The 17,223-nt window shown below is 61.3% G+C and carries 14 protein-coding genes and 1 pseudogene; 9 read left to right on the forward strand and 6 right to left on the reverse strand.

The features are described from left to right. Window positions 1-61: 61 nt before the first annotated feature. The 5 genes and pseudogenes from idi to IEX75_RS06765 form a co-directional block, all read right to left on the reverse strand. On the reverse strand, window positions 62-661 hold the full coding sequence (gene idi / locus IEX75_RS06745) for an isopentenyl-diphosphate Delta-isomerase (RefSeq protein ID WP_229720672.1): 600 nt from the start codon (window positions 659-661) through the stop codon (window positions 62-64). Beyond that, window positions 654-2,936 carry a hydroxymethylglutaryl-CoA reductase, degradative gene (locus IEX75_RS06750; protein ID WP_188793466.1) on the reverse strand — a complete coding sequence of 761 codons (2,283 nt, stop codon included), beginning with the start codon at window positions 2,934-2,936 and terminating at the stop codon, window positions 654-656. Before IEX75_RS06750 ends, idi begins: the two co-directional genes overlap by 8 nt. 645 nt (window positions 2,937-3,581) lie before the next feature. After that, a pseudogene (locus IEX75_RS24425) lies at window positions 3,582-4,118 on the reverse strand (GHMP family kinase ATP-binding protein); the annotation flags it as partial. After that, window positions 4,118-5,146, reverse strand: coding sequence for a diphosphomevalonate decarboxylase (mvaD, locus tag IEX75_RS06760; protein WP_229720673.1), 1,029 nt, complete (start codon window positions 5,144-5,146; stop codon window positions 4,118-4,120). The gene mvaD and the pseudogene IEX75_RS24425, both read right to left, overlap by 1 nt. 48 nt (window positions 5,147-5,194) lie before the next feature. After that, window positions 5,195-5,749: a DUF2147 domain-containing protein gene (locus IEX75_RS06765; RefSeq protein ID WP_188793468.1), complete on the reverse strand. Its 555-nt coding sequence runs from the start codon at window positions 5,747-5,749 to the stop codon at window positions 5,195-5,197. 82 nt (window positions 5,750-5,831) lie between these two features. Between IEX75_RS06765 and hpnI the strand changes: the two genes are divergently transcribed. The 5 genes from hpnI (at window position 5,832) to IEX75_RS06790 (ending at window position 11,433) form a co-directional block, all read left to right on the forward strand. Next, the gene (gene hpnI / locus IEX75_RS06770) at window positions 5,832-6,986 is read left to right on the forward strand and encodes a bacteriohopanetetrol glucosamine biosynthesis glycosyltransferase HpnI (RefSeq protein WP_188793469.1); all 1,155 of its coding nucleotides are present in this window, start codon (window positions 5,832-5,834) and stop codon (window positions 6,984-6,986) included. A gap of 77 nt (window positions 6,987-7,063) precedes the next feature. Beyond that, window positions 7,064-8,491: a hopanoid biosynthesis associated radical SAM protein HpnJ gene (gene hpnJ / locus IEX75_RS06775; protein ID WP_188793470.1), complete on the forward strand. Its 1,428-nt coding sequence runs from the start codon at window positions 7,064-7,066 to the stop codon at window positions 8,489-8,491. A 59-nt stretch (window positions 8,492-8,550) separates the two neighbouring features. Beyond that, window positions 8,551-9,393 carry a hopanoid biosynthesis-associated protein HpnK gene (gene hpnK / locus IEX75_RS06780; protein WP_229720674.1) on the forward strand — a complete coding sequence of 281 codons (843 nt, stop codon included), beginning with the start codon at window positions 8,551-8,553 and terminating at the stop codon, window positions 9,391-9,393. Next, complete coding sequence (locus IEX75_RS06785; protein ID WP_229720675.1) at window positions 9,390-10,412, forward strand: flippase-like domain-containing protein; 1,023 nt, start codon at window positions 9,390-9,392, stop codon at window positions 10,410-10,412. Before hpnK ends, IEX75_RS06785 begins: the two co-directional genes overlap by 4 nt. Before the next feature lie 16 nt (window positions 10,413-10,428). Next, on the forward strand, window positions 10,429-11,433 hold the full coding sequence (locus IEX75_RS06790; protein WP_188793471.1) for a ferritin-like domain-containing protein: 1,005 nt from the start codon (window positions 10,429-10,431) through the stop codon (window positions 11,431-11,433). A gap of 74 nt (window positions 11,434-11,507) precedes the next feature. Here the strand turns inward: IEX75_RS06790 and hpnA are convergent, their stop codons facing one another. Continuing rightward, window positions 11,508-12,485: a hopanoid-associated sugar epimerase gene (gene hpnA, locus IEX75_RS06795; RefSeq protein ID WP_188793472.1), complete on the reverse strand. Its 978-nt coding sequence runs from the start codon at window positions 12,483-12,485 to the stop codon at window positions 11,508-11,510. Between the two features lie 356 nt (window positions 12,486-12,841). Between hpnA and IEX75_RS06800 the strand changes: the two genes are divergently transcribed. Genes IEX75_RS06800 through IEX75_RS06815 form a run of 4 tightly spaced genes read left to right on the forward strand, consistent with a single transcriptional unit; the run spans window position 12,842 to window position 17,152 of the window. After that, window positions 12,842-14,023, forward strand: a complete 1,182-nt coding sequence (locus IEX75_RS06800; protein WP_188793473.1) for a phytoene/squalene synthase family protein — start codon at window positions 12,842-12,844, stop codon at window positions 14,021-14,023. Beyond that, window positions 14,020-16,011 (forward strand): squalene--hopene cyclase, encoded by a 1,992-nt coding sequence (gene shc / locus IEX75_RS06805; protein ID WP_188793474.1) that lies wholly within the window; start codon window positions 14,020-14,022, stop codon window positions 16,009-16,011. The genes IEX75_RS06800 and shc overlap by 4 nt, the downstream gene beginning before the upstream one ends. Next, window positions 16,008-16,736, forward strand: a complete 729-nt coding sequence (locus IEX75_RS06810; RefSeq protein WP_229720676.1) for a phosphorylase family protein — start codon at window positions 16,008-16,010, stop codon at window positions 16,734-16,736. Before shc ends, IEX75_RS06810 begins: the two co-directional genes overlap by 4 nt. Before the next feature lie 47 nt (window positions 16,737-16,783). Continuing rightward, window positions 16,784-17,152 (forward strand): copper resistance CopC family protein, encoded by a 369-nt coding sequence (locus IEX75_RS06815; RefSeq protein WP_229720677.1) that lies wholly within the window; start codon window positions 16,784-16,786, stop codon window positions 17,150-17,152. Window positions 17,153-17,223: the final 71 nt, after the last annotated feature.

A 17,223-nucleotide genomic window follows, 5' to 3' on the forward strand; every position in this document is an offset into this window, starting at 1 on the left:
AACTGCTCGGTACAGTATAAGTCACTTGGACGGCAGCCGCCTTTGCGGCCCCGGCCGGCTGTTAACTTTTGAGCGGCGCGAACACTTCCGGGTGCTCCCGGCGAATCCGTTCCCACTCGATCTTGAACCACGGCGTAAACGCCTCGGGCTTGGCGACCATCTCCGCATCGAGCGCATCGGGCGCGATATAGCGCAAGCCGGAAATCTCGTTCACGTTCACCGTGGGCGCGTCGTCACTACGGCCGGCGTACACCCAGCACAGCTCGTGCTCGGCGCCGTCCGCATCGAACTGCGCCTGATACTCGAACTTGAACAGATACGTCAGCTCGCAAGCCAGCCCTAGCTCTTCTTTCAAGCGACGATGAATGGCGGTATCGACCGTTTCGCCACGACGGGGATGGCTGCAGCAGGTATTCGACCAGAAACCCGGCCACAGGCGCTTGCCCGGCGCGCGCTGCTGTAACAGCAACTCGCCCTTGGCGTTGAACACGAACAGCGAGAACGCGCGATGCAGCGTACCGTTGCCGACGTGCGCGGCAGCCTTGTCGAGAAAGCCGACATCGCGGTCATCATGATCGACCAAAATAAGTGGTTCGTCGTCGAACGACACCACCTCGTTCGAATCGCGCCAATCCTGGCGCTCAACTTCTGCATTATCCAATGTCGACCTCCATCGCCTGGTAGCCGGCATCGCGAATCGCGGCCGCCACCTTTTCGCGGTTTTGCGGGCACAACGCGACGATCGAACCGCCGCCGCCGCCACCCGTGAGCTTGGCGCCCAGTGCGCCGTGTTCGCGTGCGATCTGCACCAGTTCTTCCACTTCCCAGCTCGACACGCGCAACGCGTTGAGCAGGCCGTGGCAGATGTTCATCAGATCGCCGAGACGTTCCAGATCATACTGCTGCATGGCTTCCACGCCTTGCAGCGTGAGCGAATCGATCTGCTGGAAGATACCGTCGTACAGCGCCGGATTGCGCTGCCATGCCGTGCGCACCTTGCCGACCGTCACCGCCGTGAGGCTTTCCTTGCCACTGATGCCGATTACCAGCGGAATGCGCTTGGGCAAATGCAGCTCGCGCACCATCGGTGCCTCACCCTTCTTGCCGGCACGCTTGTACAACAGCGGCTTGCCATAGGTGGCCACCGTGTTGTCGATGCCCGAAGCCGAGCCATGCGCGATTTCTTCGCAACGGAAGGCCAGCGCGTTGATCTCTTCATCGCTCAAGGCCAGCTTGTAGTGCTGGTCGAGTGCACGGATCACGGCTACTGCCATCGCCGCCGAGCCGCCGAGTCCCATCGCGCGAGGCACGTTCGGGAACACTTCGATGCGCATCGAGCGGTCGGTCAACTGCAGCTCGTCGAAGATGATACCGAGCGAGCGCTGGAACGAATCACGGTGTGCCGGATCACGATGCAGGCGATATTCCACGCCCCAGCGCGGAATGAACATGTCGACGCCACCGGACTTGGTGTCCTGCGCCACCGCACGCACGGCCAGCGGCACCGGCGCGGCGACAGCATGACTGCCATACACCACCGCGTGCTCGCCGAGCAGGATGATCTTGCCGTGGCCGCAAGCACGATGATCCACAGCCGGTTGCTCATGGCTGGTCACCGGTACGCCGCGCGACTCTTTACGGACCTGGTCGACGATCTCCTGCGCTTTCCAGATCTTGATCTCGCCCGTTTCCACCAAGCGCTCCACGACCGTATCGAAAATTTCCGGCGTGGCGCCTGCCGCTACCGCAACGCTGCGTGCATGCAGGGTCATGTGACCTTGCTGGATACCTTCGGTAACCAGCGCGCGCAAGGCGGAGAAGTTCTGCGCGAGACCAACCGCGCCCATGATTTCAGCCAGCTCACGCGCCGTCTTTACACCGAGCAGGCGCAGATTCAGCGCAACAGTAGCGTTCGACTGCAGCGGACCGCCGACCGTGCCGACCTTCATCGGAATATCCAGCTCGCCGATCAGCTCGCCGTTCTCACCCTTGTACCAGCGCGTGAGCGAGGTATAGCGGCCGCCACGTGCCGCATATGCATGCGCTGCGGCTTCGATCGCGCGCCAGTCGTTGCCGGTGGCAAGCGCCACGGCGTCGACGCCGTTCATGATGCCCTTGTTGTGCGTGGCCGCACGATACGGATCGATGCTGGCAAACTCGTTCGCGAGCACGATGCCATCACGCACTTCCTCACCTTCGAAACCCTTGCCGGTGAGCTGGTCGGCGGGAATCACGCAACGTGCGCGGATCATCGACCGATCGGTGAGATTGGAAAGAATACGCAGGAAGACACGCCCGCCGGTCATCGTTTCCACCAGCGAGGCGATGCCTTCGCACATGGTGTTGACGAGGTTGGCACCCATCGCGTCGCGCGTGTCGACCAAGAGATGCACCACCAGCATGTCGCCGCCCTCGGGGCGAGGATGCACGTGCACTTCCAGATCCTGCGCGCCACCGCCGCGCGCCACCATCTGCGGATGCAGGCTGTTGGCGAGGTTGAGCAACTCGTCCTTGCGCTGAAGGAGCGTGGCCTTGGCATGTGCCAGATGCGGCACATCCACCACTTGCACCTGGCCGATCAGCACCGGCTCGGTGCTTTCGACGGTAAAGCCGCCGGTACCACGCACCAGCTTCGCGGCCGAGGACAGGGCCGCAACGATCGACGGCTCCTCCACCACCAGCGGCACGATGTAGTCGCGACCGTTGACCAGGAAGTTAAGACCCAGCCCCACCGGCAGACCCATCACGCCGACGACGTTCTCGATCATCTTGTCGGCTTTGTGGATCTTCAGCGTGTGCTCGCCGGAGACGAGCGCCTGATAATCCTCGGCCGATAACCAGCCACGCTCATGGATGATGCGTACACGGTCGGATACCGAGAGTTTGTAGAAGGCGGGAAATCGGGACCGCTCAGCACTCGAAGATTCGGCGCTCATAGCCTTAAGCACTCCGTGGTAGGTCGAAAGTCACATGCTCTTTTGTCATGACGTTGCATGCGGCCCGTGAGCCAAGAGCAGTGATCACGTCAAAATCCTTGCTGCGGGAGAGGTCGCATCCAGGCGCATATGGCAACTCACTCCATGGGAATCAAGCCCCAGGGGGACGACGTGCATACCGGCCGACACAATGGCGCCTTCAAATGTCGCCAACCTTTCCGCGTCTTCCGCGAACACCACGCCAAAGTCGCCGCCCGCGCCGCAAGGCTTATAGCTGACATCAGTACCAGACGCCATATCGGCTAGCTGTTTTTGTGCGGGCGAATAGATTTCCAGCCCGCATGCAGCACCGAAACGCTGCAAGCCCAAGGCATAGTCCCGCGTAAGGCCAATGAAAGATTGCATGCGTCGTTGCTTTAATGCATCGATCGCGGCAGCAGAAACGGTACCTAGTTCGTTCATGTGCGCGGCGTAATCGCTTGCGTGGCTTTCACGCCATTGCGCCAGGTGCTGCAGCGAATCGCTGGTGGAGACCGACTGCCCTGACCATACGAACAGGCAATGCAAACCATCCGCGGACATCGCTTCATACGTGGGCTCGCGTGCAGCACCCACTAACTGATAACCGATCAGGCCACCTGCCACGCTGGCTGCCACATCCACGCCACTGCCACGCCCACCTTGCCAGTCGCCGTGCATATGCAGCAGGCGGCGCATCCATTGCGTGCGATCGGCCATGACATCGCCATGGCCCGCACTGGTCGCCAATGCAGACGCGAGCGCCACGGTCAGCGCCGCGCTTGAACCAAGCCCCAGCTTGGAACGCACGCCACCTTCGACATGGAAGAAACCAGACGTATCCAGTTCCAGATCGAAACCCGTGCCAGATACGGGAGCAAGCCCTTCACGCACCATGCCCTGCCACACGTGATCGACCAGGGTGAGCTTGGCCTTGGTGGCTTCATCGCATTGCCATTGCAAGTTGCCGTCATCGCCAATACGGGCCTGTGCCTCACTGATGCCAAGGTCTGGTGCGCTGACACTGCATACGCGATCAGCACGCGAAACCATGCGCACCTTGGCACGACGATCAATCGCCAGCACCAGCGCACGCGCACCTTCCAATACGGCGTAATCGCCCAGCAACACCAGTTTGGCGGGCGCCCCCGCGGTGACTTCCATCACGCCCCCACGAGATCCGTAGCGATCGCGCGCGCGCCCTCGCCAAGGCCGGTATCGAGCACGTCGAGCACGCCTGGCGCGTCACGCAAGGCCGCTTTCACCTGCTCGATCGCGGATGGCTCACACACGGCCTTGAGCTGCGGGCCGGCGTCGACGGTGAAGAACACCGGCACGCCTTGTTGACGCAAGGCACGCACGCGATGCATGCATTCCACCGTGGCGCCGTTCCAATACAACAAGCCAGGCTGCGCAGCCAAAGCCAGTGCATGCATCTTCAGACAGCTGTATTCGGAAATGCTGGCAAGCGCATCAAAATCGCGTGCACGGATGGCATCGCGTGCCACACTCAAATCAGCTTCCTGCGTATCGATCCACGCCGACTGATAGGGCGACGTTTCCGCCGTGCGGTTCATACCCTCCGTGGAGCCCACCTGCTTGGCTGCCGTGGAGGTAATCGCCACGGCGACACGCAATGGCCACGCATTGGCATCCAGCAGTGGACGTGCAACGGAATCGGTGCCATCGGCCAGCTTGCCGTGCACCCATTCCACATAACCGCCAAAGATCGAACGTGCTGCCGAACCCGAGCAGCGGCGCGCCAGCATCGATTGTTCTTCGAGGCTGAGATCCAGATTCAATGCACGCGCACCGGCATGCACCAAGGCAGCAAAACCAGAAGCGGAAGAAGCCAGCCCAGCTGCAGTAGGAAAGTTGTTGCGGCTTGCCACGTTGGCACCGTAATCGACACCTGCACGTGTACGCAGCAAATCCAGGCACTTGGTAATACGCTTGGTTTCCGCTTGATCGCTACGGCCGTTAAGGCTGACGCGATCATCTTTTTGTCCTGGCATGAAATGGACGTCCGTACGCGTCCACAGGCTTTCCAGCGTGATGGAGATGGAACCGACGACAGGCAGGTTCAACGCGACATCGCGCTTGCCCCAGTACTTGATCAGGGCGATGTTGGGTTGCGCCTGGGATGCAGCACGCAATTCACCGGATGCATCGGTGCGTGATTCGCGGTTCATGATGTCTCGCAGGGGAAAGGGGACTCGGCTATCGCACGGGCACCGGCACTATTTGTCCGGTGTATCCAACACGAAAGGCAGTTCGCCTGGCGCCGGCTTTCTCATGCTGACCCGGCTCCATACGGTACTGCCGCCGAACAGGCTGATGCCGATGTAGCCATGCAGCTGCAGCCGGTTCAGGCTGCGCAGCCGAACCCAGCAATTATAAGTGCGGCCATCGTCCGAGTTATAGACATGGCCGTTTTCCCACTTTTCTTTCTCAGGGTCAAACTTGAGGCCGGTCAGCAACTTGAGCCCTGTCAGCGGCCTTGCGCGCAGGGCCGGATTGGGGTTGTTGCGGTCGGTAACGATCTTGCCGTTGAGCTCCGGACCGTCCTCGGGGCCGTAGGTATCGTGCAACTGCCAAAGGATGTAGCCCTGGTATTCGTCGCCCACCTGCTGGATGTGAATGACGGCATCTCGGCTTTCGACCAGCCAGTCACCGACAATGTCGGATGGGACTGGGGCATAGGCGGTTGTGCTGTCGGCCATAGCATGGCCAGCAAGTCCCCATAGCAGCAAACAAGCCAGCACACCCAACCATGCATGGCATCGAAGCTTCATCGCACGCCCTCTTGCGCGACCAAGGCATAGCCCCCATAAGTGCGCGCTTCATGTCGACGGATTGCCGGTAGCATTAACGTTTATGTCCTCGAACGGGTTGGTCGACACCGTGCTCCATGCGCTAGGCATCGCACTCGCATTTGCGGCGACAGGTTATGCCTGGGTCGCGCTATGGGCGGTGATGAAAGGATCGCGAAAGACGAGCCGAGTTCCGCCCACTGCCAGCCCGCCGCAACCGGCGAGTGTACTCAAGCCGCTACATGGTGCCGAGCCCAGGCTGTACGAAAACCTGCGCAGCTTCTGCCTGCAGACGCATCCGGACTATCAACTGGTATTTGGCGTTCGCGACCCGGATGACCTTGCTATCGCCGTGGTCGAACGGTTGCGCCAGGAATTTCCGCAACGGGCTATCGCGCTGGCCGTCGATCCGCGTGTGCATGGCACGAATTTCAAGGTGAGCAACCTGATGAACATGCTGCCGCACGCGCAGCATGACTTGCTGGTGCTGGCTGATGCCGATATCTACGTGAAGCCCGATTACCTGACGCGCGTCACGGCACCGCTGGCCGATCCCGGCACGGGCATCGTTACGTGTCTGTATTACGGCATTCCAGGGCCTTCGCTCTGGTCACGGCTTGGCCGTCTATTCATCGATGACTGGTTCGCACCTTCCGTGAGGCTTTCAAATGCTTTCGGCTCCACCCGCTTCGCCTTTGGCTCAACTATCGCCTTGCGTCGCGATGCACTCGAAACCATCGGCGGCTTTCAGGCTTTGCGTGACACGCTGGCGGATGATTTCTGGCTGGGCGAGCTGACGCGTCGCGCCGGTTTGCGCACGGTGCTGTCGGACGTGGTGGTCGGCACGGATGTCAGCGAAAGCCATCTGAAAGATTTGTGGTCGCATGAGCTGCGCTGGCTGCGCACCATACGCTCGATCGCTCCGGCGGGTTTTGCCCTGACTTTCGTGTGTTTTACCTCACCTTTGCTGCTGCTTGGACTGCTGTTGGCGCCTGGGCCGATCAGTGTGACCTTTACCCTGCTCGGTGGCGCTGCGCGGGTTTTGCTACACTTTTTGCAGCGGCGCATCAGCCATCAAGCCTTCGCCTGGCATGAGGTCCTGTTGATTCCCCTCCGCGACACCTTATTGTTGATGGAATGGGCAGCTGCCCTGGCCGGTTGGCAAGTAAGATGGCGCGGGCAGGTACTGCATGCACGAGGCGACGGTTCAGCGCCGTAGACCAAGACTATCAACTTGAATTTCTGAACTATCTGCTGTCCCTGGGCACCATGACCGCCCCGCAGGAGTCATCCGTAATGAAAACGCTTTTTCTGCAAGCTCCTTCCTTCGATGGCTTTGATGGCGGCGCGGGTTCGCGTTACCAGGCCAAGCGCGAGATCAAGAGCTTTTGGTATCCGACCTGGCTCGCACAGCCGGCCGCGATGGTGCCTGATTCTCGCGTGCTCGACGCCCCCGCCGATGAGATCTCGGTGGAAGACAGCTTGAAGATCGCCGAGGGCTACGACCTGGTGATCATCCACACCAGCACACCCTCGTTCCCCACCGACGCGAAGTTCGCCGAGCTGCTGAAGGCACGCAAGCCGAATGTGCTGATCGGCCTGGTTGGCGCCAAGGTGGCGGTCGATCCCACCAGCTCGCTCACCGCATCGCCTGCGATTGATTTCGTGGCGCGCGAAGAGTTCGACTACACCTGCAAGGAAATCGCCGAAGGCCGTCCGTTCGAAAGCGTCACCGGCATCAGCTACAAGCTGGCCGACGGCACCGTGCAGCACAATCCGCCGCGCGCCATGATCGAGAACATGGACGACCTGCCGTTCGTGGCGCCGATCTACAAGCGTGACCTGAAGATCAGCAACTACTTCATCGGTTATCTCAACTATCCGTACGTGTCGATCTACACGGGTCGCGGCTGCCGCTCCAAGTGCACGTTCTGTCTGTGGCCACAGACTGTCGGTGGTCACCGCTACCGCACGCGATCGGCTGCCAACGTGCTGGCCGAGGCGAAGTGGATCAAGGAGAACATGCCCGAAGTGAGGGAGCTGATGTTCGACGACGACACCTTCACCGACAGCTCCAACATGGAACGCGTGCATGAGATCGCGCGCGGCCTCGGCGCGATGGGTTGGACCTGGTCGTGCAACGCGAAAGCGAACGTGCCCTACGAGTCGCTGAAGATCATGAAGGAAAACGGTCTGCGCCTGCTGCTCGTGGGTTACGAGTCGGGTGACGACCAGATTCTGCACAACATCAAGAAGGGTCTGCGCACCGACATCGCGCGGCGCTTCACCGAAGATTGCCGCAAGCTTGGCATCACCATCCATGGCACCTTCATCCTCGGCTTGCCGGGCGAAACCAAGGAAACGATCGACAAGACGATCCAGTTCGCCAAGGAAATCAACCCGCACACGATCCAGGTGTCGCTGGCAGCACCGTATCCGGGCACGTCGCTGTACAAGCAGGCGGTGGAGAACGGCTGGCTGAAGGAAAACGAAGCGGTCAACCTGGTCAACGACAAGGGTGTGCAGTTGGCGCTGATCGAGTACCCGCATCTGTCGAAGCAGGAGATTTTCCACGGTGTGGAGAAGTTCTACCGGGCTTTCTATTTCCGCCCGTCGAAGATCTGGGAAATCGTCAAGGAAATGCTCATGAGCTGGGACATGATGAAGCGCCGTCTGCGCGAAGGCGTGGAGTTCTTCCGGTTCTTGCGCGCGCACGAAGCCTGAGCGAGTTCGCGTATGCATCTGCTGCACGGTCGACTGCCAATTTCTGAGGTTTAGCGGCCGTGCAGACCTCACCCGACAAGACGATCCGGCCGCGCTTGATCGTCACTGCCGACGATTTCGGCCTGCATGAAGCCGTCAACGACGCCGTCGAACGCGGCTATCGTGACGGCGTGCTGCGTGCCGCCAGCTTGATGGTGGCGGCACCGGCTGTCGCAGATGCCGTAACGCGTGCCAAGCAAAATCCCGGTCTTGCAGTCGGCTTACATCTGGTACTCGCCGATGGTCGTGCCATGCTGCCGCCTGCGCACATTCCCGACCTGGTCGATGCGCAGGGCATGTTCGATTCGAACATGGTGCGCAACGGCTTTCGCTTCTTCTTCCTGCCACAGGTACGCCGTCAGTTGGCAGCGGAAATCCGCGCACAGTTCGAAGCCTTCGCGGCCACCGGGCTGAAGCTGGATCATGTCAATGCGCACAAGCATTTCCATCTGCATCCGACCATCCTGACGCTAATGATCACTATCGGCCGCGAGTACGGTTTGCGCGCCATTCGCCTGCCCTCGGAGCCCGGCATGGGTCCCTGGTTGAAGCCATGGCTGGCGCTGATGCGCTGGCGGCTCGATCGCGCCGGCGTGGCCTACAACGATCACGTGTTCGGTCTGCGCCACACCGGCGGCATGGATGAGGCGGTCATGCTGGAGATTCTTGAACAGCTGCCGGATGGTTTGTCGGAGGTTTATCTGCACCCTGCCTCGCACGGCCACATCACCGAGAGCATGGCCAATTACCGGCATGCCGACGAACTCGCTGCGCTGCTGTCACCACGCGTACGCCAGACCATCGCCGAGCGCTATCGCTTGTGCGACGGCTTTTCCGACCCGGTTGGGCAGGCTCTGGCATGAACATGAAGTTGCTCAGTTATATCGCCGGCCTGCTCGGCCTGGGTGTCGCCATCGCGCTGGTGGCACATCAAGGCTGGGGCGAAATCGCCTCGGCGATCGATCGTGCCGGCTGGCCGCTGTTGTGGCTGTTGCCGTTCCATGTGTTGCCATTACTGTTCGACGTGATCGGCTGGCGCGTGCTGATCGCACCGCGCGATCCGCAGCGGCAGGCCACGCTACCCTTCCTGTTCTGGGTGGCATCGATCCGCGAAGCCAGCAATCGTCTGTTGCCAGTCGCCAATATCGGTGGCGAGATCATCGGCATACGCCTGGTGAAATGGCGCGGCATCGGCGGTGCCGCTGCAGCAGCCAGTGTGATCATGGAAGTGCTGCTTACACTGGTGAACCAATATCTGTTCACCGCGATGGGCATCATTCTGCTGATCGAGCTGACCAGCAACATCAGCGCATTCAGCACGGTGATTTCCGCCTTGGTGGCCAGCGTGCCACTGCCCATCTTCCTGATCATCCTTCTGCGCCATGGCAAGGTGTTCTCACGCCTGGAAGGCTTCGCCGAGAAACTGCTGGGTGGCCGCTCGACGCTCACCGAGCTAATCGATGGCGCAAACCTGGACCAGGAGATTCGCGAACAGTATTCGCGCCCACTGCGCCTGATCGTCGCGACCGGCTGGCAGTTCGTCGGCTACCTGGTGGGCAGCTTCGAGACCTGGCTGGCGCTTCATCTGCTCGGCTATCCGATCAGCGTATGGGATGCAATCGCTATTGAAGCGGTCACGCAAGCGCTGCGCCATATCATCTTTGTAGTGCCCGCCGGCCTCGGCGTACAGGAAGGCGGCCTGGTGTTGTTCGGCAACATGATCGGTTTACCGCCGGAAGCCAGCGTGGCGTTGTCGCTGGTCAAGCGCATGCGCGAGGTCGGGTTCGGCGTACCCGCTCTGATTTCCTGGCAATGGGCCGAAGCACGCAGGCTGTACACGGGCTCTTCCGCGCGCGCCGGTTCCGGTCAACCGCCCATTTGAAGAGAAGCTTTAAGTCATGACGTTCGAACGCGAGGCCTTTGACCCCGAAACGCTGGTGCCCGGTTACCACGAGCCCGTGCTGCCCACTGGCGAGCCGGATGCTGCCACCATTGCCGCATCCGAAACGCGCACCCGGCATTGGTCGAGCAGCCATCAAGGCAAGCGCCTCAAGTACGGGTCGGATGAGCACAAGCAGATGATGTGCCGGATGTTCGGGGAGACCTTCAACCCCTATCGCCCGTCAGTGCTGAAATGGCCGACCCTGGACGAAGCCGCCCTGCATCGCATCACCTCGCTGCCGATCTGGGACATCGCGGTGCAGACCGAAGGCAAGGCGCGCCTGCGCATGGCTGCCTACGCGCGCACGGTCACCGATCCGGAAATGCGCAACGTGCTCGCGCAGAACGCCTGGGAAGAAAACCGGCATAAGGAAGTGCTGTCGAAGATGGTGCAGCACTACGGCATTCCGCTGGTGCCGGAACCGCCGTACGAATATCCAAAAGATCCGGAGTGGGCGTATCTCGTCACCGGCTACAGCGAGTGCATCGACAGCTTCTTCGCCTTTGGCCTGTTCAAGGTGGCACACGATTCGGGCCTGTTCCCACCGGAGCTGATCGACACTTTCGAACCGGTGATGCAGGAGGAGTGCCGGCACATCCTGCTGTTCGCCAACTGGGTCGCCTGGCACCGCCGCAACCTCAATCTGTTCCAGCGCATTGCCTTCGAGTGGAAAGTGTTTCGCGTGTGGTGCTTCCTGGGGATGGAGCGCATGGATCTGGCCAAGAGCCTGGACGCCGACGGCAACGAACACGCGCAGGACAATAACTTCACCGTGACTGGTGCGCAGTCGGTGACGGAGCAGGATCTGAGTGTGGCGAAACTGATGGCCACGTGCCTCAGCGAAAACGATCGGCGCTTCTCCGGCTATGACTCGCGCTTGCTGCGCCCGACGACGATGCCATTCCTGGTGAAGTGTGCGTTGCCGGTGTTGAATTTTTTCGAGCGGCGCAAGCGCAAGTAAAAACTCGCCGAGCCCCTCATGGCCGTCATTTCCGCGAAAGCGGGAATGACGGCCCAGTGAAACTGTACGAACCATCAGCGCTGTTGCTGAAACCACCGCACTGCATCCTCCAGCGCCAAGCGCGCCGGACGCGCCGTATAGCCCAACTCACGCTGCGCCTTTTCGCTGGTAAAGAACATGCGCTTCTTCGACATGCGCACCTCCTCCACCGTAGCAATCGGATGCATCCCCGTAAGACGCGCCCAGGCTTCAGCCACATAGGCCACCGGCATCACCGCCGCATGCGGCAGGCTGACTTTGGGCGGCGAGCGTCCTGCGATATCGGCAATCTCGGTGAGCACCTCACGCAGACTCATGTTGAAACCGCCAAGGATATAGCGCTCGCCGGCCACACCGCGCTCATACGCCAGCCAATGGCCCTCGGCCACATCCTCCACGTGCACGATATTGAGCCCGGTATCGACATAGGCCGGCAGGCGTCCGGCCATCGCGTCGCGCACGATGCGGCCGGTGGGCGTGGGCTTGATGTCGTAAGGACCGATCGGCGTGGAGGGATTGACGATCACCACCGGCACGCCATCGTCCGCGAACTGCTTGGCCACTTCCTCAGCCAGGAACTTGGAGCGCTTGTAGTGGCCGATCATGTCATCCACCGTCACCGGCGTAGTTTCGCTGCCGGGTGTACCGTCCTTGGGAATACCCAGCGTCGCTACGCTGCTGGTGTAAACGATGCGCTTCACCCCGGCCTGCTTGGCTGCGTCCAGGATGGCGCGGGTACCGTCGACGTTGGCCCGATAGAGCTCCGCAGGATCAGGCGCCCACAGGCGGTAATCAGCCGCAACGTGAAACAGCGCATCGCAACCATCGCAAGCGGGAAGCAAGCTGGCCGGCTTGGTGAGATCGCCTTCCACCACCTCCACGTCCAGGCCTTGCAGATTGCGACGATCCGAACCGGCGCGTGCCAGTACACGTACGCGGTGACCATCGCGCAACAGCCGGCGTGCCATGGCCGAGCCGACGAAGCCTGTGGCGCCAGTAACCAGCGCCCTCACGACCACATCACCTGGGCAACGCTCGAACACATGCAAACAGTAACGTGCGCACTCGAAAAAGTCGGATTTGTCATCCGGCGATTATGGATGAAATTCTTCAACCATTGCGCTGCCTTTCATCCCGCTTTCCTTTCGTTTGCATTTCAAAACGATGGGTCGGCACTTACCCTGTCGTCGTGCAGGCTTGTTCAAGCACCTGATGTGCTTCAGCATATTGCAATGCCTACCCCACCCCGCCAGCCCCAAGCCAGCGTGCGCATACCGCATCCGACACTTTCGCGCACGGCTGCATCGACTGCCGTTCCGGATTCGTGCCCGTACGGGTATGTCATAATTCCGGCGCTCGAGGCATACCCATGATCGAATTACACAATGCCACCGCCGGTACCGGACGCGGGGAGGCCGATACCTACCAGGATGCCATCCTGCCGAAGGTATCCCGGACTTTTGCGCTGACCATCCCACAGCTTCCACCGGAGCTGCGGCGTGCCGTTGCGAACGCCTATCTGTTGTGCCGCATCGCGGACACCATCGAAGACGAGCCGGTATTCTCGGCCGAACAGAAGCGCGCCTTCGAAAACGCTTTCGTCGACGCGGTCACGGGCGACGTCGATGCGCAAGAGGTCGCGGACGAAGTCGCGCCCCTGCTCTCCAACAGCACGCTGGATGCAGAACGCGACCTGATGCAGCAGCTGCCGCTGGTGCTCGAAGTCACGCGCAGCCTCTCGCTCCCGCAGCAGACATCCATCGTGAAATGCCTGCGCATCATGTCGCGCGGCATGCACGAATTTCAGCGCAAGGCCGGCCTGCATGGCCTGCCCACGCTGCAAGACCTGGATCGCTACTGCTACTGCGTGGCTGGCGTGGTCGGCGAAATGCTCACCGAGCTGTTCGTCGATTTCGAACCGGTGCTGGCGCCTCATCGCAACACCATGCTCCGGCTGGCCGTGTCGTTCGGCCAAGGCCTGCAGATGGTCAACATCCTCAAAGATCAGTGGGAAGACCGTGCACGCGGCGCCTGCTGGCTGCCGCAGGACATGTTCGCGCGCCACGGCGTGAAACTTGCCACGCTGCAAACCGGCAAGCAGAACGCCGGTTACGCAGCCACCATGTCCGAGTTGGTCGGCATTGCGCATGCGCATCTGCGCTTGGCGTTGGAGTACACCCTGCTCATTCCCACCAAGCATGCTGGCATCCGCCGCTTCTGCTTGTGGGCCACTGGCATGGCCGTGCTGACGCTGCGCAAACTGCAGAACAATCTCGATTTTTCTGCCGGCACCCAGGTCAAGATCTCGCGCAAGGACGTCGCTCGGACCATCCTGTTGACACGCGTACTGTGCAAGTCGAACACCGGCTTGCGCTGGCTGTTCGCCACGACTGCGCGCGGTTTGCCACTCACACCGCTGACGTCCGAATGGAGCGAACCCTCTACGCCGGCCCGCACGTGGCCGAAACGCTCCATCCCGCACATCGCCGATGCAACCGGCTGGCGCGAGCCTGCCGATGTCGCCGATGTACAGGAAGCGAATCACCGATGAATCCGTTCTCCAAGACCGCCACCGTTGCCACCGATGACCTGAGCACTCGCGATCTGTTTGGCTCTGCCAAAAACAGCACGATGGATCAGGCAATCGAGCGCGGCCGTGCGGCCTTGCTGGGGCGCCAACACGAAGACGGCCACTGGTGCTTCGAGCTGGAATCGGACTGCACCATCACCGCCGAATACATCCTGATGATGCACTACATGGATGACATCGACGATGTGCTGCAGGAAAAAATGGCGCGCTATCTGCGTGCCACGCAGGTGAAGGACGGGCACGGCGGCTGGTCGCAGTATTACGGCGGCGACCTTGATCTCTCATGCACGATCAAGGGGTACTACGCACTGAAAGCCGCGGGCGACGATCCCGAGGCCGAGCATATGCGCATCGCGCGCAAGGCCATTCTTGCGCACGGCGGCGCAGCCAAAGCCAACGTGTTCACGCGCATCCTGCTGGCGCTGTTCGAACAAGTGCCGTGGCGCGCCACGCCATACGTGCCAGTGGAAATCATGCTGTTGCCGCGCTGGTTTCCGTTCCATATCGACAAGATTTCCTACTGGGCGCGCACCACGCTGGTGCCGCTTACCATTCTTTGTTCGCTGAAGGCGAAGGCGGCCAATCCGCGCAAGGTGCATATCCGCGAGCTGTTCGTCACGCCGCCGGAGCAGGAGCGCCATTATTTCCTTTGCGGCGGCTTGTTGAACCGCACCTTCCTGGCCGTGGACAAAATCGCTCGTGCGATCATTGATCCGTTTATTCCAAAGTCAGTACGCCAGCGCGCGGTAAAGAAAGCCGTTGACTGGTTCATGCCACGCCTCAATGGCGAAGATGGTATCGGTGCGATCTTCCCGCCGATGGTCAACAGCCTGGAAGCGATGGCGCTGCTCGGCTATCCGAAGGATCATCCTGCGCGGCAGACCTGCCTGCGTTCGATCCAGAAGCTGGTCGTGCATCGCGCCGACGGCTCGGCCTATTGCCAGCCTTGCGTGTCTCCGATCTGGGACACGGTGTGGAGTGCGCTCACGCTGATGCATACCAGCGACGATGCGCACACACAAGGCGCCATCGACAAATCCATCGACTGGCTCGTCTCCAAGCAGGAACTGGAACTGAAAGGCGACTGGGCCGTGCGCGCGCCAGATCTCAAGCCAGGCGGCTGGGCTTTCCAGTACAACAATGCTTATTACCCGGATATCGACGACACCGCCGTCGCCGCCGCGCTGCTGCACATCCAGGATCGCCGCCGCGGCGAACCAGGGCGGCATCGCGTGAATATCGATCGCGCCGCGGACTGGATGATCGGCCTGCAATCGAAGAACGGTGGTTTCGCGGCCTTCGACGCGGACAACACCTACTACTACCTCAACGCGATTCCGTTCGCCGATCACGGCGCCTTGCTCGATCCTCCCACTGAGGACGTATCCGGCCGCGTCATTGCCGCGCTGGGTGTGCTGGACCGTCCGCAGGATCGCGAAGCACTGCGCCGCTCTGTCGACTATCTACGCACCACGCAGCTCGAAGACGGCAGCTTCTGGGGCCGCTGGGGCAGCAACTACATCTACGGCACGTGGAGCGTGCTGGCCGGTCTGGCACTGGCCGGCGAAGATCCCAAGCAGCCGATGATCCGCAAGGCGGTCGAATGGCTGCGCTCGCGCCAGAACACGGACGGCGGTTGGGGTGAAACCAACAACAGCTATATCGATCCTGCCTTGCGCGGCAGCCATGGCGGGATGAGCACTTCGCAATCCACGGCGTGGGCGCTGCTCGCGCAGATGGCCATAGGCGAAGTGGATTCGGAATCGGTACGTCGCGGCATCGAATTTTTGCTCGCCAATCAGCAATCCGACGGTTTCTGGTCCAACCCCATGCACAATGCGCCCGGCTTCCCGCGCGTGTACTACCTGAAATACCACGGCTACACCGCGTACTTCCCGTTGTGGGCGTTGTCGCGTTACCGCCAGTTGTTGTCATCGGCCGCGGCTTGAGCACGACTCAAGCCATTCAGACGACTGGCATCGTCGTCGCGCTCGCATCGGAAGCCAGCACCCTTACCTCGCACACCGCGAAGCCTGGTCACGTCACCACGCTGACCGACGGCGCGGCGTTGTGCCTCAGCGGCATGGGGCCTGCGGCTGCCCAGCGCGCTGCGGAGATGCTGATTGAAGCAGGCGTCTCGGCGCTGGCCGTGTTCGGGGTGGCCGGCGCACTCAGCACGCATTTGCGCAATGGCGCGCTGTTCTGCCCGGAACGCGTACTGGATGAAGAGGGGCGCGTGTATTACACGGATCTTGAGTGGCGTATTCGTCTGCAGCAGCGGCTCGCCAAGTCGCTCCCTACGGAAGATGCCTTGCTTAGTGTCGCCTCACCCTTGCTGACCCCCGCGGCCAAAGTGAGTGCGCATCGGCGCCACGGAACGCTGGCGGTGGACATGGAGAGCGCGGCCGTCGCCGCCGTGGCCGAGAAACATGGCCTCCCGTTCCTCGCACTGCGCGCGATTGTCGATGAATGCGACGACACGATTCCCGACGCACTGAACAGCAGCGTGGACGCGTGGGGACGCCCGCGCCCACTGAACCTGATGGCCGCCTTGTGCCGGCATCCGTCGTTATGGGGTGAGCTGCCCCGACTATACTCACGCATGCAACGCGCCACGCAGGCGCTCCGTGCCGTCGCTACGGCGACGGGGCCAAGCCTGGGATGGCATCGATAACGTCTTCGAATCGCCGCGACCGCGGCCGTGTTTTAGGAGAACCCACCATGTCCCCGCGTCATCGTTTTGGATCGTTCCTGGTTGCCATGGCCTGTGCCTTCGTCAGCGTGACCGCTTCCGCCCACGCCATCCTCGTCGACAGCTCACCCAAGCCGAACGGCACGCTCACTGCCGGCCACGTGGAAATGATGTTCAAGTACAACAGCAAGATCGACCAGCATCGTTCGCGCCTGCTGCTGATCGGCCCCGACAAAAGCGAGAAAGTGCTGACCATCGCCACCGGCAGCAAAAGCAACGAAATCGACACCAGTGCCGATCTCGCACCGGGTGCATACACGCTGCGCTGGCAGGCGCTGGCGCTGGACGGGCACATCACGCGTGGCGATCTGCCATTTACCGTGGTGGCGAAGCAGTAATCATCCACCGATATCACTGCGTAGGTTGGGGTGCAAACCCCAACATCGCCATGCTTGGCCGCGATCCATGT

Origin of the sequence: Dyella nitratireducens (assembly GCF_014642835.1) — a bacterium.
In the GTDB taxonomy this organism is placed as follows: domain Bacteria; phylum Pseudomonadota; class Gammaproteobacteria; order Xanthomonadales; family Rhodanobacteraceae; genus Dyella_B; species Dyella_B nitratireducens.